The sequence below is a fragment of the Paenibacillus sp. FSL L8-0644 genome, assembly GCF_038008165.1.
Taxonomy (GTDB): domain Bacteria; phylum Bacillota; class Bacilli; order Paenibacillales; family Paenibacillaceae; genus Paenibacillus; species Paenibacillus polymyxa_D.
The window spans coordinates 1,261,518-1,283,758 of record NZ_JBBOYN010000001.1 but is presented as its reverse complement, the minus strand read 5'-3'; the positions used below and the strand labels follow the sequence as shown (position 1 = coordinate 1,283,758).

The window sequence follows — 22,241 nt, the reverse complement described above, 5'->3', positions numbered from 1 at the left end:
TCCTCGAAGAACGGAATGAGGTTTTAGGAATCTGGAGGGGAGATGATTATATGGGAGTAATCATTCATAATGAAAGCGCTCAACAGAAAGCGCTTCAATCGGAAAAACCCAATATGCTTTTTGTGACGCTAGTATCCATCGTAGCTGCGCTTGGAGGGATACTGTTCGGTTTTGATATCGCGGTCGTTTCGGGAGCAGTTGAATTCCTACAGCAGCGTTTTTCGCTGAGCGAATTTCAGGTTGGTTGGGCGGTGTCGAGTCTGATTGTAGGGAGTATCACGGGAGCGGCTCTCTCTGGCTACATGAGTGAAAGGATCGGTAGAAAAAAGGTATTACTGGCCGCCGGATTTTTATTCGTCGTCGGCTCGATCTGCTCTGCGCTTCAAGACTCGTTCACCGGGTATGTTATCTTTCGCATGATCGGCGGCATTGGCATAGGCATCACTTCCACCGTTTGTCCGGTGTACAACGCGGAGATCGCTCCTGCCAAATACCGCGGCCGTTTGGTTGCTTTAAATCAGCTGGCGATCGTAACGGGCATTTTCCTGGTTTATTTTCAGAATTCGTGGATCGTCAGCCTGGGGGATGAAGCCTGGGGTGTCTCAACAGCCTGGCGCTGGATGTTCGGAGTGGGAGCTGTTCCAGGACTGATCTTTATGCTCTTGATGCTCTTCATACCCGAAAGCCCGAGATGGCTTATTAAACAGAATCGGCCTTATGAAGCGTTGCCGATATTGCTGAAAATTCACGGTGAAGAAGCCGCTAAGCAGGAAGTGCTTGATATCAAGGAATCATTCAAAAATGAGAACAACTCATTGAAACAATTGTTCGCTCCCGGTATTCGGGTCGCTCTCTTTATCGGTGTCATGCTTGCCATTATGCAGCATATTACCGGCATCAATGCCATTTTGTACTACGCGCCGGTTATCTTTAAAGGAATGGGACTCGGTACGGACGCTTCTTTGACCCAGACCATCTGGATCGGGTTGATCAATGTGTTGTTTACCATCGTATCTGTATGGCTGATCGACAAAGCGGGACGAAAAATCCTGCTGATAATCGGCACCTCGTTGATGACCTGCTGTTTGGTCATTATTGGAGCCGCATTCAAAATGGGTTTGACCACCGGACCGCTCGTACTCATCATGATATTGATCTACGTGGCCTCCTACGCTATATCGCTTGGGCCAATCGTATGGGTCATGATCTCTGAGATCTTTCCGAACCGCATTCGCGGCAAAGCTGTAGCCATCGCTTCGATGGCACTATGGGCCGGTGATTATCTGGTATCGCAGGCATTCCCTCCTCTGCTGAGTTCAGCCGGTCCGTCCAATACCTTCTGGTTATTCGGAGCCATCTCGTTATTCGTCGTAGTCTTTATATGGCGCAAGGTTCCCGAAACCAAGGGGAGATCACTTGAACAGATGGAAAATATGTGGCTTGGGAAATGACCCAACTTTAGCTCTCAAAAAGCCCAGCACTGTTATAATGCATGAAATCACACGGCCTCTGAATTCATACCGACCTAAATCGGTAATGGTTCAGAGGCTTCTTGTTGCTTATGTGTAATTTATCCTCCTGCTTCTCCTTTAATCACTCGAAATTATGATGGGCAGTTTTTGATTAATGGATAGCGACGACGTAGCGTTGACTAACGCCAACTGTTCGCACAATTCCTTAGCTTGCTGGCAGTAACCACGAATTTCATCCATAAGCTATTCGTATGCTTTATGTGCCTATGTAAGCAGCCCCATCTGTTGAATGACTTGTTCACGTTTTGTCATTTAGTTCAGCTCCTCAGCTCATTTTCTGCAGGCAAAAAAAGCTCATTCCTACTCAGGGTTCAAGTTGGGAAGAGCTTTTGAAAATTTATCAAGTGTTTGTTTGTTGGTTGTATTGTACGATCTTGTTACTGGAATTGTAAAGAAATTACCAAACTATTTAAAGAATTATCCCCTTTCATTCCTTAACATTTTTTTATTGTCAAAGAATTATACTACTCTGGCAAAGTAAAAATAACATCAAACGGATTCCTATCCTCAAAAAATTCCGAGTAAAGCTTTGTAGCTAGTTCTGGAGTCAGATTCGTCTTATTCCATAATAATCCGCCTAATTCCCTCAATATTTCAGCTTCCTTCGGGGTTACTATTTTAGATTCAATTATAGATTCCGTACTTTTTGGAGTTACCCACGCCCAATCGTTTACGGCCGCTTCAGTATAAGGATATCCGAAGGTTAACGCACTTATAGATGCATATTTTGAACACAACGGATGAACAATTAACAAAAATGCTCCAATAATCCATGAACGGTACCCTATTTTTTGTTGTAACCGAACCTCTTTCGCAAATGACTCAAGTTGTTGTGAAAAGGGCTGAAGAGACTTAGGGACTGGTCCCCACTTAGATTCGTCCATTAATACTAATATTTCAAAGGCAAGTTCTTTATCTACATTTTCGGCTAGTTTTACAAATATCTCATTACATCCATGATTATTAAATGAATTTAAACAGCTGACTGCATCCTTGACATAAGTCGCACCTTGTGCGATCAGTTTTATATACTCATCTAAGAGTTCATCATCACCATTGAAATCTGGAGAATTAACTATGGTTTCGATTAAAAGTACTTTCGCACTATCTTCCTTAACCATAGGAATTATGCGCACAAGCTGAGTATAGTAATCATCTACTAATTCTTCTAAATTAGCATTAGTCTTTAGTAACCTTAAAGCATCTTCTAAGAGATAATTATCTTCGTCTAAAAGAGCATTCGCTATTAATTCTAGAATCCTTTTAATCATCTTTTTTCATCTTCCATTCCGCTTAAAATAGTATCCATATCTTCTTAAAGGCTGAAGCCTACCATGGATAATTTCCTTTTGCTGGTGCTTCTCTACTTAAATTTTAAAACTCGCCTTTCCTAATTTTAATGGTTCTGAATAACTCTCCATTCTATCCCATCATCTACTTCTTTATAAAGAAGCCTCATAACGTTCGTTATTCCAGTAGTTTTTTTCTCATCAATAATGTCGAGGCTAGTCCATCCATCATCACGGGGGTGTTCTCTGTACTTATCGGAAGCTAATCTTTGGGCTGCATTTGGATCCCCATTCCTGCGTGCTGCAAGATCGTCTAGATGCTGATGAGCTAGTTTCTTTTCACCTTGGGTAAGATGCCTACGTACAGGTTTCTGCGTCTTTTTAGCTACCCTTATATCTAATGGAATCAAATCATTAAGTCCCCCTCTAGGGTTCTTCATATTAGCATGCTTAATTTTTAACAATTGTTCAGGTGAAGGATTCCCCGTCCCCTCTGGTATCTTAGGATTCCCCTTAATGCCCCCTGCTCCTTTTGACATGCCGCGAGATACAATACCAAGAGTCGGACGGGTGCTCTGTCTTGATTGGAAGATAGATGCGGTGGAAATTATGAGTTCGAACTGTGCTTGAGAAATTGCGCTCTCTAATGCTATCTTCCCACGGAATTCACTTAGTGCCTGCTCGGCTTCCATCTTATCACTACTTGTAAGATGGGCAAACCATTCTTCAAAAGTCTGTTGTTGCTTACCCTTGTATAAATTTTGATACCATCGCCTTAGATCAGCTTCAGCTTGTTCTTTTTCCGCTTTTTTGGCTCCTGCATTCATCACAGTTTCTAAACGAACATCTGGCTCTGTTTTTCCTTTTAGCTCGGGATTTACTGGCCTAGGGTACGGATCCTTTTTATTTAAAATCAGCTCTACGAAGGCCCACTGGGCTTTTGTCTCCGAGTTACTTTCTACTTTACTCGTTTGTGTTAGCCTTGCAAACCAAGTTTCAAAATCCCTATTTGGATTAAACTTATAATATCTTTCATACTCATTCCTTAATCTTTCTTTTTCTTCTAAAAAACCTGTTTCTCCTTCACGCATCACCATTACATTCTTAACATATTCCTCAAATTCAAGATTTCTATTTTGGTCATTTTGATTAATGGAACCAAATTTCTCATCAAGAATTTTCTTCGCTCCGGTGGCATCTAAGGGTTGTAACTGTTCAACTTCCTTATTCCGCCAACCTTTTCTCACTTCAAGCGGAATTTTGTGATACTCCGTGTTCAGCTTGTCCATATTATGGGCTAGATTTTTCGCTAGCTCCCCTAATGATCTGGAACTAGCGATGTTGCGGGCTGCCGTCCATACTTTGCCTCTGTAAGCGGCGGCGTAGCGTTGTCCGACACCGCTCTTTTTATAAGCAGCTACCCGGCGGTTAAAGGCTACGGCTTCCCGCGCCAGATTCCTTCCGGCCAGCACAGCCCAGCCTCCTGATGGCACGCCTGCCAGCATGGATAAACCAGCGGCCGCATACTTCAAGGCACGGGTTGATCCTCCCTTGGCAACGTCGCGGCGAATAGAGGCGAGCTTGCTGCTCACTATCCGGGCAGGCGTTCCCAATACGGGAACCGTACCGATGATACTCAGCGCCTTCTGAGCTACGTTCAGCATACCGCCCAGCAGGTTTGCCTTGGGCGATGCAGACGCAGCGGGGGAAACACCTACCTTCCCAGGCTTGCTGCTCCCCGAACCCTGTTCACTCGGAGAACCTCCTCCTGCCCCGCCAGTACTCTTCGGCGCGTGGGCGGCCTGATACGCCTTGATCGACATCAACGGCGGTTCTGGCACGGGCTCCAGATCAGCGACGAAAACCGGACGCTTGATTATCCCATCCAGCTTCACTCGCGACGAACGAATATCCGTCTCTCCGTCTATCACCATACTACTGCTACCTGCTTGCAAATAAATGGCCTCGTTTGCCGTAATGTCCAGTGTGTCCTCCGCGTGGATCGTTAGCCCCCGTTTGGCCGCAATTGAAAGCGTATGGTCACTGTGTACCTGTATTCCCTTCGCATCAAGTGAAATATATACGCTATCCGTTTTAGCCGATACCAGCAACTCTTGCGCGCTTAGCTTAACCAGCTTGTCATGAGGAGTGCCCCAGTATTTAATGTCCGGATTGCCTAACTCGGGTATAGGCTTGCCACTGCGCCTCACAGACCTGGCTGCAAAACCATCCGACTCCTGCAAAGTCGGGAACTGTACCTGCACCATGTCTCCTTTTTCGGGCATCACATACCAGCCGCTATGGCCCTCTGCACTATAGCCTGTTGCATAGGGGAGCCAGCATGCCTTTTCCCGTTCCTGTACAGCATCTATGGTGAGATGTACACGTACCTGATCCCGCTCAACTTCCAGTACCTGGCCCTCTAGGGAGGCCCCTCTCACTGAATGGTTCCAGATCGGCTTTTGCCGAATTTCATCTTCAGAAACCAGTGTATAGGTATGTAAAAACAACCCCCGGTCCATCCGGGACACGATATCCGCAACGAGCAGTTCCTTGCCTTGAAAAGAGAGTACATCTCCCGGGCGGAAATATCGTGCACTCTCCACAGTATAGAACGTACCATAGGGGGTGTTGGCTTCGTTATGGCGCATACCGATTTGAATCCCCGGCTGTCTTTGCCAAAGGTCTGCTCCTCCAGGCAATGCTCTACCCATGAAGCCATCCACGCTGACAGCAGATAGTCGCTCACTGCTGCTTGAATCACTCCAAAAATATTTTATTCCGTCGTCCACATGACCCGATCCTGGAAGAGGGCCGCCAAGGATTGCTGCGGCTTCGTACACCGACGATGCTCCACATGACAAACCGTCCCCGTCAGAAAAAGCCCCATCTGCGCCGACAAAGCTTTTTCTTGAACGATACGGGACCTCATCCAGTGTTGCGGGTCGCCCCTCGGGAATACCGAACCAGAACTTGGGGGCATCTGCGGCAGCCTCAGGCACAAGCACAGCTCCAAATCTGGAAGCCATCCTTTTCAAAAATGCCCAGTCTGTTTCTCTGTACTGCAATGTCAAAGCGCCCAGTTGAGCACCCCCGCTGACCGTATCAATCACATCTGCGCCTGTATAACCAGTAAGTACCTGCTTCAGCAGCTGCCCATACGTCATGGTATGATTTTGAAAAGACCGGGTCACAGGCCTCACATCGAGCCGAATCGTATGCGATATGGCCTCTAACTGTACGTAATGAATACCGTGTACCTGCTTCAGCGTGATACGCGTCATTTGTCCATGAAACAACGTACGCAGCCGCTGGCCATCCTTGTCCTTTTCGATGACTTCAACCGGTTCGGCTTCACTCTCTAACTCCATAAACCGTTCCTGATTTTCCTCCGGCACGATACCACTTACTACCAAACGCACATGGTCGCCCAATCTACGCTCAATACGAATGTCTGTCATGGTTTGCAGCGGAACTTTACTCAGTAATTCCACATGACGGTAACCGGATGTTTCCTGCACCTTGTCCATTTGATGAGAAACCCCCACTATCATTCCAGATTCTGCCCGTCATTTTCAATCGTTATTGCTCCGCAATACAGGCAGGCATTGGTACAATGCTCCAGCAAGGCAGGCTGTCCCTCGACGAGCACATCCTGCTTGCCCCCAATCCAGGGTCGAAGAATGACCGGAATACAAGGCGCCTTCTTCACACCGAAAATGTCCACCATCTCGCTATTTTGAACCGCCGGATTGGCCGAGCTAAAACAGTTACCAAACCCAGATATATGAACTCCCGGTTCGTGATCCCCCACATTCATCTGGGCCTTGTCCTTGATGTAAACACCGTGGCTAAACGGACGCTTGAGCCGGGTGGGTTGTGTACCACGGTTGCATTTCAAAATAGCCCCTGCAACCACATATCCTTTTTTTGCACCTGATCCGGCCTGAATGGTCATGGATGCTTTTTCTTTTGCCATGGTCTGCTTCCTCCGTCAATTCGTTTTGACTTCGCTGCCAACGACCGATGTGTCACCACCGAGTGTAATATGGCTGCTGCGGCTGGACAGGTTGATTTCCTGACCGGCGGAAATAGTCACCTTTTGCCCCGCCTCCATGTGGATGTTACCGCCTGCCGAAAAATGAATATCTTTGTTGCTCACCATATGAATACCGTCGCCCTGATTCAGCTTGATGAAAACAGCGCCATCCTTGCCGGTAATCACCACCTCGTCCGGTGTCAAGCGGATTTCCTTACCATGTGGCGTTCGGAAAATTTTTACGTCGGGATGCTTCAAATGATTGTGGCCGCCATCCCCCCGATCCTGCCGGACCGAGCTACTCGCGATGCCCTCGTCATCATGCTGGTTCGGGAAATAAATACGCACTTTATCCCCCAGCTCAGGCATCACATACCAGCCACTATGCCCCTCTGCACTATACCCTGTTGCATATGGAAACCAGTGGGCTGTATTTTTGTCCTGCTCCGGGTCGATATCCAGATGCACTTTAACCCGATCACGTTCGACAGCGATCACTTTTCCCTCCAGAGACAGACCCGTCAACTGCTCGTTATAATACGCTTTCTGTCGCAACCCCTTATGTGTCGTCAAGGTATATGTGTGCAGCAGTACTCCCTGCGTCATACGAGTTTGTGCCTCGTATACATATAGCGTTTTGCCACGGAATTGGATTTCATTGCCCAGTTCCAGCACCTGCTCTGTTTCAACGGTATAATCGAGAAAATCCTGCTCGTCCACCGAAGCTGTATCATTGCCTGCAAAGTAGCGATATGCCGAGATTCTTTTGCTTACCGTGTAATGATAATTGTCCAGTTGAACGGCTGTTCCACTTTCCTCAATGCCAAAATAGAACTTTGGGGTATCAAATATGGCCGCGGGCATAAGGGAGGTATGGTAATAGGAAGCCAGCCGCTTGAGAAAAGCCCAATCAGTCTCGCGGTACTGCACCCACATCCGCCCGATCGACGCTCCTCCGGTGGCCGAATCCATGATGTCCAAGCTAGGATAAAGAAGCGAAATACGACGCAGCAGTTCATCCACCTTCATATTTTTGTCCTGAAAAGAACGACTTTGGGGGCGTACATCCAGCCTGTAGGTATGCGACACAGCCTCTACCTCCAGGTAGTACACATCTCGTACCGCCTTCACTTCAATCGCCAGCACTGTTCCGCTAAACAAGGGAACCTCCGTGCCATCCTCAGCCAGCTGCGAGATTCCGACAGGTGAGTCAAATTTGGTCATATCCACATAAGTATCTTTTAGTTCCTCAGGCACGACAGCGGTAAAACGCAACCGAGTGTGGTCGTTCAGCTGCTTGACCAGGTAGAGCTCCTGTACATTGATAAGCTGATAAGGCGTGATTTTCAGATTAGAATAGGTGGTGCTTATCTGCTCCATGTTCCTTCTCCTTCAGCCTCACTAGGCAGGATTTTTAGTGTGGTCATCATACGTTGAGCGACCGGACGCCATGTATCCATACGTTCCTCCGTACAGTTAAATGAGCATATAAGCGCATGCCCTTCCAGAGCTGCAAAAAAGGTCAGATTATACAGACGCGTATTCAAAGCCGGAGTCATAAATTCACAGTATCCCACCCGTCGTCCGTACACCTTGCACACACCGTCTGCATACCATTCCGTCAACTTTTGCGTGTGGTGCAAAATGTAGATCATCTCGCTGGTGAACGCCTCTAGCTCCTCATCCGTCAGTTCGCTTGGTGTCAGGTTAAAAGAAAAATTGATCTCCCCTGTTGGATCGGTCAAAATGAGCGGTGGGCGATAACTCGAAGGATATTTAAGTTCAATCTCCCGCTCACCCATCTCGGTGAAAGTCCGGGGCAACCATATCGAAATTTTGTCGTTCAGCAAAGGACGTTCTGCAAAAGCGATTCGTTCTCCGTCCAGCATCTTAAGTGGATAAAGTTCCAAGCCGCTCTCAGATTCTATGTAATTGTGTAAATCCGATTTCGGGAGACCAGATGCACCCTGTTGTTCCTTCCGTGCAGTATTAATCATGTCTGCAATTTGTTCATCCATATGTCCCATCGACGGTAAAACTCCTTTATATGTTCAATCTCAATATTCATTTCATGGAACTTTATAACATAATTGAATCCAAAGAACCATTTGAATTCCAATTTATACCTTACATTATAGGTATCATACGAAGTGTTTTTGTTATTGTCAATTTATAACTCTTATAAAACAATCAAGATATAAGACCTATTATCATGCATAAAAATGAAAGATTTACTATCATTCAGATTCTTTTTACCCAAAGCAAGCATCCATACTTGTGAAAATACGTCTTCATTTTCAAAGAAATAAAGTTAATTCGCCTCTGAACATCTTCGATTTAAAATAATTATATGAATTTCAACTCCCAAAAAATGATTCTTTTGAACCTGAATCCAATTGCCTATTTTCAAAATCAAAAAAAAGCCTACCTTATTTATCAGGTAAGCTCCACGCGAATATGAATAAATCATAAAACTTCCTATATATTCAGTCCCCTTCCTCCTCCGCATAGTTCCTCACATTGCGCTCTACAGCAGAGCGGTATTCTACAGGGGTTTGGCCTGTGTGCTTTTTGAACAGCATATGAAAATACTGCCTGCTGGCTACGCCTACATAATCGGCAATTTCTTGAATGGGAATGTCCGTTTGCTGAAGAAGCATACGGGCCTTGTCCATTCGCAGCATTGTTAAATACGCGGTGAGTGTTAGCCCCGTATGTTTTTTGAAAATACGGTGCAAATAACCTGGGTGCAGATTCACGGCCGCCGCCATGTCCTTGACCACAATCTCTCGATCATAGTTCAGATGGAGAAATTCAATGCATCGTTTGATGTACATATCCGTTTGCTGCGTGTTGCTACGCTCTGCCTCTTCCCGTAGACGTGCAATTCGTACTAGCAATTGCATAAAAAGCATCTCTGCCATTGCACCCGGCTGTTCTTTTCGTTGGTCCAGCTCCAGCACGAGACTTTTCAGCGCATAATATACCTCTTCCGGGTCCGATAGTACCAGATACGGGAACGGACGTGACATGAGAGTCGTGACCTCCTGCTCCTCCGTTGCGATTTGTCGGATAGACGGCCCTACCCTCACCCCTTCCGTAAAACCAAACTCTACATTTAGCATCCGGCACGGTTGTTCTCCTTCCACCACCAGTCGATGCGGTACACCTGCGTCCAGCATAATAAACTCGCCTTTACGCAGCGTGATGCTTTCTTCCGTGTTCTCTCCCGTTTGTACATCTACCCTGCAAAAGCCGGAAATCATGTACATAATTTCAGTGGAATGATGATCGTGGTAAGACATCGTATAGTCATGCCATTGCTTGTAATAGTAAGCAAAAAAGCGGGGAATATAATCCCCGTCACGCAGCCGTGGCTCAAACAGACTTCCGTTCATCCCCGCACCTCCGTGAAATAGATAAGGCTAATATGGCAAGTATATGTAATCGCTCTATTTTCACAGTTTAGCAGACTGAGCCGTGTACTTCTATTTCGTCCATTGGACGATCTATAATCCTTTGGAATACAGCAGGCGACTCCTACCTAAAAGGTAGGGGGTTCATCACTTTCTGGACTTAAATACTGAATCAACATTCCCACAAATCGGTTAGCGATTTGTATATCCTCAAGTTCGTTATTCCAATCGCCCCTGGACGTCAGACTCATTTTCTGGAGTATACCCATCATAGAAGTGAAAATAAAATGAGCGGTCTTCAAGGGTTCTGTGTCGGACTTTAAAGATCCATCTTGGATTCCAGCTTCCAGAGCATCCATCAGGAAATGTCGTTCCTTTTCCCGGCTAACAAAATTGTTGTACTGTTCTTTGAGTTCTTGATTTGAATCATAAGCTTCGTAATGCAGATCGAATAAAAGAATAAACTTGATGTATTCCGGATGTTGCCATGCGTAATTAATCCATGCATCAAGCATCGAAGTAAGCATCACCTTACCGCTCATTTCGGCTGAAGGTGATCTTCTAACAAATTCGGTCATGCTCTCAAGGATTTCCATCTGGACCTCAAAGATCAGTTCGTTCATGGACTGAAAGTGCTTATAGAATGTGACCCGGCTTACACCAGCCACGTTGCATACATCCTTAATATTCACTTTGAGAAAGCTTTGCTTCATAAAAAGTTCCTTTGCAGCCGCAATGAGTTCTTCCCGATTTTTGTTTTTTAAATTCTGGTGCCAGTTCTCAGTCATTCACAACCATCCGTTTCTCATTTTTCGATTTTTGTAAGGTTAAGAAAAGGGCAGATGCAAGGATAAGTGCACCAAAAATATAAGGAATATGAATGTGTTTGTCAAACAACAAGCCCGCTAAAATGGGTCCCAATATATTGCCTAGGCTGGTATACGTCGTATTCAATCCAGCGGCATATCCTTGGCGATCACCAGCTGAGTTCGCGATCATTGTACTTACGGTTGGCCTTAGGAAGGCATTAAAAGCAAAAAACAGAGCAGATACCGCCAGCAAATAACCTAAATTAATCTTAATGATCATTAACAGTAAAGCGATGGCTGTCATGATCAAAGAAAGACGTATAAGCTTCATCTCACCAAGTCTCTTGATGAGATAATCAAGTAGCCATATCTGTACAACGATGCCTATAATTGCACCAACCGTAATGATCATTGAGATTTTAGTGGCATCAAAACCATATTTTCGTTCCACAAAAAGAGCATACACTGTTTCGTAATTCATCAAACCTAATGTCATGATCAGAATGAGGAGAAGATAACGAAAATAGGATGTCCGAAATGAATTTAGGATTTGGTTGCGAATGGGTTCCCGGCGGACCCAATGGCTAGCGGGTTTTCGTTTTTCCTTGGGTAATGTCTCTGGCATATACAAGCTAAGCAGCGTAGCAACAAGTCCAAGTCCACCAGCAAAAAAATAGGGCACCCTTATGCCAAACTCAGCGATCATACCGCCTAACCCCGGACCAAGCACCATCCCCAAATTCATGGAAGCACCCAAGTACCCCATTCCTTTAGCGCGAGTTTCAGGAGTGGTAATATCAGCAACATAGGCCATATTGGAAGGAACCATTAATCCAATACCCATCCCCCCAATAAATCGGGCAATATATAAAAGGGGCAATGTCGTAGATACAGCAAACATGAGATCCGAAATGACCGTTAAAAACAGACCGGTGATGATCATGGATTTTCGACCCCATCTATCCGAAAGCTGCCCACCTAGGGGCGAAAAAATAAACTGTGCTGCTCCAAATGCGGCAATAAGATACCCCGCAGCAGCTCCTGCCGCATTAAATTGTTTCAGATATTCAGGCAGAATGGGAATCACCATGCCTTGACCCAATAAAGCAATAAACAAATTCAGCATCAGAATGAAAAGCGGAAATGTAGCAGACTTAGGTAAGCTGCTCATGTTTGTAATCCCCTCCAACCATTTACACTATGTAACCCTTTACTATGTGTAAACTATATTAGTTGAAATAGGGGGCATTGTAAATAAAAATACAAACCTATTGAGCCTAGCTAATACCGAAAAGAGATCTTGTTATTCTTGATTTACACATGAGGCTCCCTTTTTGCAAACTCTTGTAACATACCTCTTATTTGTTCTACCAATATAGCAGGTGCTTTCTTGGGTGAACCCGTGTCAAACGGAGGCTGAGGATCGTATTCCAAAATCAGCTGGACTCCTTTACTCATGTCTTCTCCCAATTCCCATGCTATTAGCTGGAGTGCCATATCAATACCAGAGGAGACACCGGCTGCTGTAATGATTTTGCCCTGACGAACCACTCTCTCATCTGTTGGAATGGCTCCAAGAGATTGAAGCAGGTCTAAGGAGCCCCAATGACTGGTGGCTACGGTTCCATTTAACAAGCCTGCGGCGCTCAAAATCAGAGAGCCATTACAAACCGACGTGGTCCATTTCGTAGTTTCATGTATTTGGCGAATCCAGTTTAACGTTTCTTCGTCATTCATTGGAGTTTTATAATTTGGCGGACTGCAGCCTGGAACAACAAGAATATCAGCTGAAGGTACTTCAGAAAAACTGTAATCGGCATGCAAATAACCCATATTTGAGTCCAGTTTGACTAACCCCTTTTTCTTAGCGACAAACTTCACTTCACATTTCAGTGTAGCAGCAAATACATCATATGGACCTATGGCATCTAATGCTGTGATTCCATCGAAAAGCATGATTGCGATTTTCATGATGACTCTCCTTTGAAGTGGGATTTTATTCTTACACACCCATACTAACATACATATACGGGGTATGGGTATATTTAATTTTGTGAAAACACTGCTCGGCTTTCTTCATAGACGATATTGCCCACAACCAGAACAGTGACCTTTTGAAGTAATAATACGCTTACCAGCGTAAAAGCCTCTGCCCTCAAGGGGGTATGTTAATTTCAAACATCTCTTGTCACCAAAAGGCATACTTAAAAAGGGCTACCCCCAGGGTAGTCCTTTTTAGCATCATAAAGCTTCTACATCTTGCCTACAAATCTGTGAATCGAGAGCCGGCTTAAGAGCTTTGCTTACTCAATTGACCATAATATAAATCACTGTAAAAGCCTTTGTGAGCCAGCAGCTCATCATGAGAACCCTGCTCCTCCAGACGGCCATCCTTCAAGACCAGAATCCGGTCAGCCAGACGAATGGTATTCAGCCGATGTGCGATGACGAAACTTGTTCGACCCTGCATAAGCCGCTCCAGTCCTTCTTGTATCTTCATCTCAGTAATGGTGTCGATGCTGCTGGTTGCCTCGTCGAGTACAAGAATGGAAGGGTTGGCCAAAATAGCACGGGCAATAGCCAGCAGTTGTTTTTGCCCTTGACTGATGCCGCTGCCGTTCGCTTCCAGCACCTTGTCGTATCCGTCCTTCATCCGCATGATAAAGGAATGGGCGTTGGCCAGTTTCGATGCTTGTTCAACCTCCTCATCGGTGGCGTCCAGTCTGCCGAAACGGATATTTTCACGAATCGTCCCCTGAAACAGGAAGGAGTCCTGTAGCACAAATGCCATGCGGGAGCGCAAGCTTTCACGCTGTATGGTGGTAATATCGCGTCCGTCCAGCGTAATCGTGCCCTTGTCGGGGCTATAGAATCTAGAAAGGAGCTGGATCAGTGTCGTTTTTCCTGCCCCGGTCGGACCGACCAGCGCGATCATTTCACCAGGTTTGGCTTCAAAAGAGATACCTTCCAGTGTAGCACTTCCCTCATCATAACCGAAGGAAACATCCGTAAACCGCACCGCCCCCTCCACATGCGCTACCTCCACTGCGCCGCGTTCATCCTTGGACTCTTCATCTTCATCCAATATTTCAAATACACGCTCAGCTCCGGCAATAGCAGACAGCAGGGTGTTCCACTGGTTAGCCAAATCGTTCAGCGGTCTGGTGAACTGGCGGGCATATTCTACGAATACAATAATTGTACCTATAGTAATGGAGCCGCGAAGGGCCAAAATCCCACCGATCCCCGCTACAATAGCAAAGCTGAGATTATTCAGTCCATTCATCAGCTTCGGTATAAAGCCTGAAATCGTTTGTGCCCAGAAGCCCGACAGCCGAATACGGTCATTGCGCTCGCCAAAACCATGGATGACTCTCTTTTCCTGCGAAAATGCTTTAATAATCTGCTGCCCGGACAGCGTTTCTTCGATGTATCCGTTCAGTTCGCCCACATTCTTCTGTCGTTCCTTATATAAGGGCCCGGTACGACGTGTAATCCAGCGCATCCCGGCAGCCATTAACGGCACCACGATAAAGGTCAGCAGGGTCAGCAGCGGGCTTAACCACAGCATCACCGTGAGTGTACCGATTAACGTCAATATGCTCGAAAAAATCTGAATGGCGGAGCTGTTCAGCGTAGAACTGACATTTTCGATATCATTGGTCAGACGGCTCATGATCTCTCCCTGCTGACGTTTGCTGTAAAAAGGAATCGGTAGTCGATGCAAATGTGAAAACAGATCGAAACGCATGCGGTACACCGTCTCTTGGGCAATCTCAATCATCCAGATATTTTGCAGCCAGGAGGTCAGCGAGTTCAGTAGATATACAGCCCCTAATCCGATGAGAAAATAAATCCACGTGCGTCCACCCGGACCTTCGAGAAAATCATCCACCGCTACACCAACCAGATATGGACCCAGCAAAGCCAGCCCGGAGCTGAGCAGCACCATGAACAGTACCAGCATCAGTTTGGCCTTACGACGAGCCAGATAAGCCCATATCCGTCCTAACGTGCCAGACCAGTTTTTCGCTTTGGCCTTGCGGCGTCCTTCAGCTCCCGCCAGATTTCGCAGCACACCGGACGGCGGTGTAGGCTGACGGAACGGTTCAATGAGTTCCTTGAACATGCGACTCCTCCTTTCCATATTGTGATCCATAGATACGTCGATACAGATCCGAGCTATCCATGAGATGCTTATGACTTCCGCTTGCCATCAGACGACCCTCATCCAGCAGTAAAATCTGATCTGCCGATGCAGTCGAGCTGATTTTCTGCGTAATGAGAAATGTCGTACAGGACAGGCCATCGAGTGCATTCAGTAGTGCTGCCTCCGTCCCTACATCCAGCGCACTTGTGCTGTCGTCCAAAATCAGCACTGCCGGCTGGCGTACCAGCGCGCGGGCAATCGAAAGTCGCTGTTTCTGTCCGCCAGACAGATTGACGCCACGCTGCCCGAGCATCGTATCATAGCCTTGCGGCAAGCGTTCAATCATACTATGGATTTGCGCCATGCGTGCGGCTTCCTTAATTTCCTCCAGGCTGGCATTCTCCAGCCCCCAAGCAATATTATCCCGAATCGAGCCGGTGAATAGCAGTACCTCCTGAGGGACATAGCCAATGGCCTCTCGCAATATGGACGCATCCAGTTCACGAGCGTCCTTTCCGTCAAAGCGCACATGACCTTCATCCTCTTCATAGAGACGCGTAATCAACTGCACAAGTGAGGATTTTCCCGAGCCAGTGGCCCCCATAATAGCTATCCGCTCGCCCGATTGCGCTTTAAAAGATATTTCCTTTAGGACAGCCAGATCACTGCCCGGATAATGAAAGCTCACCCGGTCCATTTCCACCTGTCCCTCAATCCGTGTATGATGTGTTGAAACAGGCTCCAGCCCATGCCTATCTTCATTAGAAGTTTCCAATATCTCTCGGATCCGCCCCGTAGATGCAGTTGCCCGGGAAAACACAACAACGATACCTGATAAGGCAGACAAGGCTCCAATCGTCCGCAGTGAATAATTGACGACTGCGACCACCTGTCCTACACTGGCATCCCCAGTGGAAATTTGGCCGCGTCCGAACCAAAGTACTGCAATAATCCCTGCATTCATCGTAAACAAAATGAACGGCATCGTCGTTTCCGTCCAGCGTAGAGCGGACACCGTCCCTTTCATCAATTCGCCTCCGTAATGGGCGAAACGTTCGATTTCATGCCGCATCCGTACAAAAACCCGGATGAGCCGGATTCCTGTCAGGTTCTCCTGAATCACTCCGTTAACGTCATCCAGGCGACGCTGGACACCCTTAAACAAAGTGACCGTTCGCCGCATCATCACCAGCACAAACACGAACAGCACCGGGGCCATAACCGCCAATAGCAGCCCAAGCCTGAAATGTACAACCAGTGCCATCACAATACTGCCGATGACTACAAGCGGAACTCGTGTCATAAACCGCAGGCTCATAAACACCGTATCCTGTACTTGCGTGACATCCCCGGTCAGGCGCGTAATCAGCGACGAAGTGGCAAAACGTTTAAACACAGGATACGAAAAGGATTGCACTTTACGGTACAGCTTTTCCCGCAAATCATAGCCGAAGCCCTGACTTGCATGTGAAGCAAAAAAAGAGCTGGATATCCCCGCCATAAAAGCGATAACGGCACTTCCCACCAGTACACTGCCCCATAACCAGACGACGGACAAATTCTGTTGCCGAATGCCCTCATCTATGATTTTGGAGATCAAATACGGCTGCGATAACTCTACCGTCAATTCCAGCAACATCATCACGAGCGCCGCGATGGCTGGAACCCGATATTTTTTTAGAAAAGAGAACATCATCCCCACAAGCATTCCTCCAATTGCCCATAGCCGTCCTTCCAGATCAGCGTGTAATGGTTACAAGATTCGAACCCGCCTGCTGTAAAACCATATATACGCACTTTATACAGCACTATATTTTATTATACCCTTCTGAACGGCTTCGTTTAACCAGCAAATTGGAGACTCCGGTTGCAGGAATTAACAAATATACAAAAAAAGCATTCCAGTCACAGTAACACTTACCGGACGGGAACGCCTTTTCGGTTATTTCGGCAGCTCTGCCGGATAATACTGCAGCCAGCGCCTTAAATCCGCGCTATGGATGACAAGCTTGGGATCTTCACCGACTAGGCGAAGCCGCTCCAGCAGGAACTTGATTTCACCGGAGCCTGCCTCGATTCCTTCCTGCTCCAGCATATATTGAACTGCACTTCTGCCCGAATGCTTGCCGAGTACGAACGAATGGTCAGTGCCCAGCTCGGTCGGATCAAGGGCCTGGTAGGCGGCGCGCTCCTTTAGCAGACCGTTGATATGTATGCCGGATTCATGGGCGAATACCATGTCTCCCACAATGGGCTTGCCTTCGGGAATGATTCGGTTGGAGGCTTGGGACACCAGTGCAGCCAGCGGGTTCAGCAGTTCGGGACGGACGCTGCAGGTTCCTTGATATAGGTCCCTCCACGACATCACCACCTCTTCCAGCGGCGTATTACCTGCCCTTTCTCCAAGTCCCGACACCGTGGTACTGGCCCAGACAGCTCCCGCCTGCAAAGCTGCCAACGTATTGGCAAGCGCGAGGCCATAATCATTATGACAGTGAATCTCAAGCTCCACATCCTGCGGCACGCGCGATACAAACCTGTCTATACGGGCAGCTATGGCAGCAGGATGATGAACGGACAGCGTGTCGGCATATCTGAAGCGCCGGATACCATCCCTGTAGAGCTGATTCGCCAACTGTTCAAGGAACAAGTCATCTGCCCTCGAAGCATCCTCAAAGCCTACGGAAACAGTCAATCCTTTACACTGACCGTAATCGACAGACTTGCGGATCAGTTCTGTCACCTGCTCAGGATTCATACCCAGCTTGGCTTTCATCTGCACCGTCGACACGGGAACCGAAATATGGGCCCAGCCGACACCTGTCGATTTAGCTGCATCAATATCTGTGAACACCGCGCGATTCCAGGTCATTAGCTTCATCTGAAGTCCAAGAGCAGCAATTCTGGCAATAGATCTGCACTCCGCCTTTCCCATTGCCGGAATTCCGATCTCAGCCTGCTCCACCCCCGCCGAGTCCAGCATGATGGCAATTTTAGTTTTCTCCTCGGCCGAAAAGGCAACGCCCGGAGCCTGTTCTCCGTCACGTAGTGTTGTATCACAAATATGCAACCGACTCATCTGTATCCCCTCCCGTTCCGCAGCACGGACAACGCGGGTTGCGTTTGACTGCTATGGTGCAGCTACTCATATCCAACACATTCATACGGTACATGCGGTCAGTGAACAGATTGCCCGCATCTGTAATCCATTTGACCGCTTCCAGTGCAGCCATACAGCCAATCAAACCAGAGGTGGCTCCCAGGACCGGGAATCCCAGAGGTTCCCAAGGCTGTCCGCCTTCCGGGTAAAGACATTCCAGGCATGCCGTCTTACCGGGCTCAATGGTCATCAATGATACTTCATAGGCGTACATGGCCGCTTCTATCATTGGTCTGCCATGTCGAACACATAGTCTGTTCAGCGCATATCTTTCCGGAAAGTCATATCGTGCATCAATCACGATATCCGCCGCTTCTACCCATGGCCCAGAGGATTCTTCCGTGATTCTGTGGGCGTGGCCCTCAAGCTCCGTCTCCGGATTGATACGATGCAAATGCTGTAATGCCGTCTCCATCCGTTCCTCCCCGATTCGTCCGCTGTCCATCAGCACCTGCCGGTTCATATCGGGCAGATGGATTACGCCCTCATGGGCCAATATCAGCTTTCCCACTCCAGCAGCGGCTAGGTACATGGCCGCTGTCCCCCCCAATCCTCCGATGCCTGCAACCATAACAGTAGCCTGCTTTAGCCTGTTCTGACCTTCTACTCCCAACAGCTTCAACTGGCGTCCGTATCTACTGTCTTCCAGCAGCTGTACCATTCGTCCACCCCCTCCATGTGCGGCTCCCGCCTTTAAGATATTCGGTCCGCAGGATCTTGATAACTTATAGGGTTGCTCTTCCTTACAGGAGAGCTCATGATTCGGCTTTGCCGCTGCCCTCCTCAGCATGCAGGATTTTGGCAAGCCACATGGGCGGATTGCGAGCCAGCATATTCTGGAGACGCTGGACCTGCTCCTCAATGGTGCTGCCGAAGGCCACTTTCACAGGCATAATGGTCCGCTTGGTAACCTGTGCGGCGGCCGAAGCGCCAATCTGTACCAGAAAGATCAAGGCACAATCCTCAATCAGGCCAATTCGGCTGGCGATCTTGCCCGCCTCGTTCTCATCGCTCCCCAGGGCTATCCGCCGATGCTCCAGGAACTGGACGCCTGAGTGCCGGATTTCAAATACAGTGAACATAGGACTCTGCCCAAAATGAGCATTCACAAGCACGCCGTCTTCCGTCGCAAATGCAACCTTCATCCTCCCCTCCCCCTCTCGGCAAGCAATACATTGCCCACCTTATTCACCCACTCCATGGTTCCACGGTATCCGACGCTTACGGATGTGTGGGCGCCTAGCTCGTCATACACCGGCAAGCCTGCCGGTACGAATGAGGCCCCAGCCCGTGCCGCTCCCTTTCTTCCATGTGAATTGCTGATCCACAAATCCACGCCCTGCGCGCTCTCCTCTGCATCATCCAGGTCACCGATCCAGACTTCCCGTTCTGTCTTTTTCAGTGCGGGCGTGCTGCAGGGTGTAATTAGCCGCTTCAGTTCAACTCCCATCTCCTCCAGCCAGGCTGCGGTCGACAGCATATGATCCGGTTCTAGCGCCACTACAGCCGAAGCGCCGGAATAATAGAAATGGGCATCCAGCATGCTGTCCAACAGATTTTCACGCTGCCAGCGAAAGCGAACGGGGGCTGGCTCGCGGCTGATCTTCTGCAGAAAATGTATGAACGCATCGCTCGCGGCCAAGCCAGACAGACCAGCGAACAAGTGGTAGGGAATGCCTGCGGCATGAGTCAGCCTGCGCGCCGGCCGCTCCATGCTCGCGCCAATGGCAATGGTACAGGAAGACTCCAGCATCTGGCAGGCTGAATCCAGCGGAGTCCCCCCTCTCGTCAAAGGGGAGAAACCTGTCAGCAGGTGACCAGACAAGGAAGTGGAGATATCGGGGAGCGTAATAACCTCCAGGCCGAAGGAAGCGATAATATCCTTGATTTCCATGACATCTCCGGCAGTCAGATAAGAAGCTGGCAGCAGATTGACCTGCATCCGGCGCTGTTTTCTGGAGGACTTGCCTCCGGCCAATCCGAGTACAGCATCCATTAGGGACTCTACTGTACTACTGTAGCCCGTCTCCAGAGAGCCGTGAAAATCAGGCAGCGATACAGAAAACAGCAGACTGTCTTTCAAGGCCCGTTCTCGCTTGAACGCCTTTACCCTGGACTGAAAATCAACGCCTGCCACCTCGGTGAGGGCTGTGCTGATGACGCCGATGACATCTGGATGGTGTTTGGACCAGATATGATCCAGTGCCTCCTCCAGATTCCGGTCTGCATCAAATATAACGTCCATCTCTTGCAGCGCAGAGGTCTGAACGGCTATCGGCTCTCGAAAATGGCGAGTCAGCAGCGCCTTGGAGAAGGCCGAGCAGCCCTGAGCGCCGTGCAGCAGAGGCATTGAGCGATACATCCCCTGCAGAGCCAGCACGCCCCCCAAAGGCTGTCCTACCTTGAGCGGGTTGACACTGACAGGCTTCGGGGCGGATTTAATCAGCAAATTCCTTCTCCTCCTCCCATGGAGCCAATTTGGCGGTCAGCTCCCATACCGGATGCTGTAGCGTATGCACAAGCTGTTTCGCCAGAGACAACAGCCCGTCATAGCCCGCATAGGCTTTGTGCCGCTCCTGATTGATGTCCACAAAAGGAATCTGTTCCTTAAGCGCCATATACATATTCCGGCCCCCGGCAATGACCATGTCCGCCTTGCGGCTCCGTACGGTTTTGAGAATCTGCCGGGCACCGCCTTCCGGGATGTATTCCGCATCATCCCCGATACGGTCAGCAATCCGGGATACATCCTCGGCAGTGCTCTTGTTCGTGCCTACACCTACCACCTTTATGCCCAGCTCCTGCAAAGCCGTAATGACAGACCAGCTCTTTACACCCCCGCTATAGAGCACTGCCCGCTTTCCTTTCAACTGCTTGCGATAGGGCTCCAGCTCCAGCGATAGCCTCATTTCCTCCCGTGCGGCCAGCTTATCCACCCGTCGCTCTACATCCCGATCTCCGGTCAGGTAAGCCATCTGGCGCAAGGAATAACTCGTCTCCTTTGCTCCATAAAATGAACCTTCAAAATAAGGAATGCCGTATTTACGCTCCATTTGGACTGCTAGGCCCAGCAAAGCTCGGCTGCATACGACCATGTTGGCCTTGGCACGATGCGCCCATCCCACCTCACGGAACCGACCGTCCCCGGTAATTCGGGACAGGATAGTCATTCCCGTCTGCTGCATCAGCCGCTCGATATGCCACATCTCGCCCGCAATATTGTATTCCCCGATGAGATTGATATCATGGGAGGTTGTCTGTTCCGGCTCGGTACTGCCGATAATATGCTGGAACAATACATCTCCGGCCAGCCGAGTCCCGAGATTCTTACTGCCCACAAATCCCGGACTGTTCACCGGAATGATCGGCGTCCCCAGCCGCTCCGATTCAGCCTTGCAGACCCCCTCGATATCTTCACCGGTGAGGGCTGTGACGCATGTGGTATAGACGAATACAGCGGGAGGAGCAAAACGGCTGACAATGTAGCGGATCGATTCATGCAGCTTCTGTTCACTACCAAAAATGATATCCTGTTCTCCAAGATCAGTAGTGAAGCCATACGCCGACAGCCCCGGGCCGCTGGACAGGCTGCCTCTGCTCTCCCAGCTATTGCCGAGACACGCAATCGGCCCGTGCACCAGATGAGCCGCATCTGCAATGGGGATCAGTGTAATCTGGGCCCCGTCAAAGGAGCAGCCACCCGAAGCCTCCCCCGGCACAGGCCGGGGACAGGGCGTGCTTTTGGGAATTTTGTTGCCGCAGGATACCTCCAGCCTTCCGTTAGACACAGCCGGCTCCATCCGCACACCCCCTTATTTCAGATAGAATCCATTGAAATCACAAGCC

At 48.5% G+C, this 22,241-nt stretch carries 17 protein-coding genes; 1 reads left to right on the top strand and 16 read right to left on the bottom strand.

The features are described from left to right. Nucleotides 1–50: 50 nt before the first annotated feature. Nucleotides 51–1,451: a sugar porter family MFS transporter gene (locus NSS94_RS05755; RefSeq protein WP_029516079.1), complete on the top strand. Its 1,401-nt coding sequence runs from the start codon at nucleotides 51–53 to the stop codon at nucleotides 1,449–1,451. Between the two features lie 545 nt (nucleotides 1,452–1,996). Here NSS94_RS05755 and NSS94_RS05750 read toward each other — a convergent pair. From NSS94_RS05750 to nifE, 16 genes are all read right to left on the bottom strand, one after another. Next, nucleotides 1,997–2,803 carry a hypothetical protein gene (locus NSS94_RS05750; protein WP_029516078.1) on the bottom strand — a complete coding sequence of 269 codons (807 nt, stop codon included), beginning with the start codon at nucleotides 2,801–2,803 and terminating at the stop codon, nucleotides 1,997–1,999. Between the two features lie 125 nt (nucleotides 2,804–2,928). Further along, nucleotides 2,929–6,351 (bottom strand): phage baseplate assembly protein V, encoded by a 3,423-nt coding sequence (locus tag NSS94_RS05745; protein WP_209950046.1) that lies wholly within the window; start codon nucleotides 6,349–6,351, stop codon nucleotides 2,929–2,931. Between the two features lie 20 nt (nucleotides 6,352–6,371). Then, entirely contained in the window at nucleotides 6,372–6,800 is a 429-nt protein-coding gene (locus NSS94_RS05740; RefSeq protein WP_029516076.1) for a DUF4280 domain-containing protein, read from the bottom strand. Between the two features lie 15 nt (nucleotides 6,801–6,815). After that, nucleotides 6,816–8,240, bottom strand: coding sequence for a hypothetical protein (locus NSS94_RS05735; RefSeq protein ID WP_069010344.1), 1,425 nt, complete (start codon nucleotides 8,238–8,240; stop codon nucleotides 6,816–6,818). Beyond that, entirely contained in the window at nucleotides 8,228–8,887 is a 660-nt protein-coding gene (locus NSS94_RS05730) for a hypothetical protein (protein ID WP_029516074.1), read from the bottom strand. The genes NSS94_RS05735 and NSS94_RS05730 overlap by 13 nt, the downstream gene beginning before the upstream one ends. 459 nt (nucleotides 8,888–9,346) lie before the next feature. Further along, complete coding sequence (locus NSS94_RS05725; RefSeq protein ID WP_069010343.1) at nucleotides 9,347–10,258, bottom strand: AraC family transcriptional regulator; 912 nt, start codon at nucleotides 10,256–10,258, stop codon at nucleotides 9,347–9,349. Between the two features lie 146 nt (nucleotides 10,259–10,404). Next, a complete protein-coding gene (locus NSS94_RS05720; RefSeq protein WP_341038886.1) occupies nucleotides 10,405–11,064 on the bottom strand; it encodes a TetR/AcrR family transcriptional regulator in 660 nt (219 codons plus the stop codon). Further along, entirely contained in the window at nucleotides 11,057–12,256 is a 1,200-nt protein-coding gene (locus NSS94_RS05715; protein ID WP_341038884.1) for an MFS transporter, read from the bottom strand. The genes NSS94_RS05720 and NSS94_RS05715 overlap by 8 nt, the downstream gene beginning before the upstream one ends. Nucleotides 12,257–12,399: 143 nt before the next feature. Further along, a complete protein-coding gene (locus tag NSS94_RS05710; protein ID WP_039269397.1) occupies nucleotides 12,400–13,056 on the bottom strand; it encodes a DJ-1/PfpI family protein in 657 nt (218 codons plus the stop codon). Nucleotides 13,057–13,375: 319 nt separating this feature from the next. Then, a complete protein-coding gene (locus tag NSS94_RS05705) occupies nucleotides 13,376–15,214 on the bottom strand; it encodes an ABC transporter ATP-binding protein (protein WP_341038882.1) in 1,839 nt (612 codons plus the stop codon). Beyond that, entirely contained in the window at nucleotides 15,195–16,931 is a 1,737-nt protein-coding gene (locus NSS94_RS05700; RefSeq protein ID WP_341040394.1) for an ABC transporter ATP-binding protein, read from the bottom strand. The genes NSS94_RS05705 and NSS94_RS05700 overlap by 20 nt, the downstream gene beginning before the upstream one ends. Before the next feature lie 246 nt (nucleotides 16,932–17,177). Further along, nucleotides 17,178–18,314 carry a homocitrate synthase/isopropylmalate synthase family protein gene (locus NSS94_RS05695; RefSeq protein ID WP_341038881.1) on the bottom strand — a complete coding sequence of 379 codons (1,137 nt, stop codon included), beginning with the start codon at nucleotides 18,312–18,314 and terminating at the stop codon, nucleotides 17,178–17,180. Continuing rightward, nucleotides 18,292–19,056: a HesA/MoeB/ThiF family protein gene (locus NSS94_RS05690; protein WP_341038880.1), complete on the bottom strand. Its 765-nt coding sequence runs from the start codon at nucleotides 19,054–19,056 to the stop codon at nucleotides 18,292–18,294. The genes NSS94_RS05695 and NSS94_RS05690 overlap by 23 nt, the downstream gene beginning before the upstream one ends. A 94-nt stretch (nucleotides 19,057–19,150) precedes the next feature. Next, a complete protein-coding gene (locus tag NSS94_RS05685) occupies nucleotides 19,151–19,540 on the bottom strand; it encodes a NifB/NifX family molybdenum-iron cluster-binding protein (RefSeq protein ID WP_069291237.1) in 390 nt (129 codons plus the stop codon). Then, nucleotides 19,537–20,844 (bottom strand): nitrogenase iron-molybdenum cofactor biosynthesis protein NifN, encoded by a 1,308-nt coding sequence (gene nifN / locus NSS94_RS05680; protein WP_341038878.1) that lies wholly within the window; start codon nucleotides 20,842–20,844, stop codon nucleotides 19,537–19,539. Before nifN ends, NSS94_RS05685 begins: the two co-directional genes overlap by 4 nt. Further along, a complete protein-coding gene (nifE, locus tag NSS94_RS05675; protein ID WP_341038876.1) occupies nucleotides 20,834–22,195 on the bottom strand; it encodes a nitrogenase iron-molybdenum cofactor biosynthesis protein NifE in 1,362 nt (453 codons plus the stop codon). The genes nifN and nifE overlap by 11 nt, the downstream gene beginning before the upstream one ends. Nucleotides 22,196–22,241 lie beyond the last annotated feature (46 nt).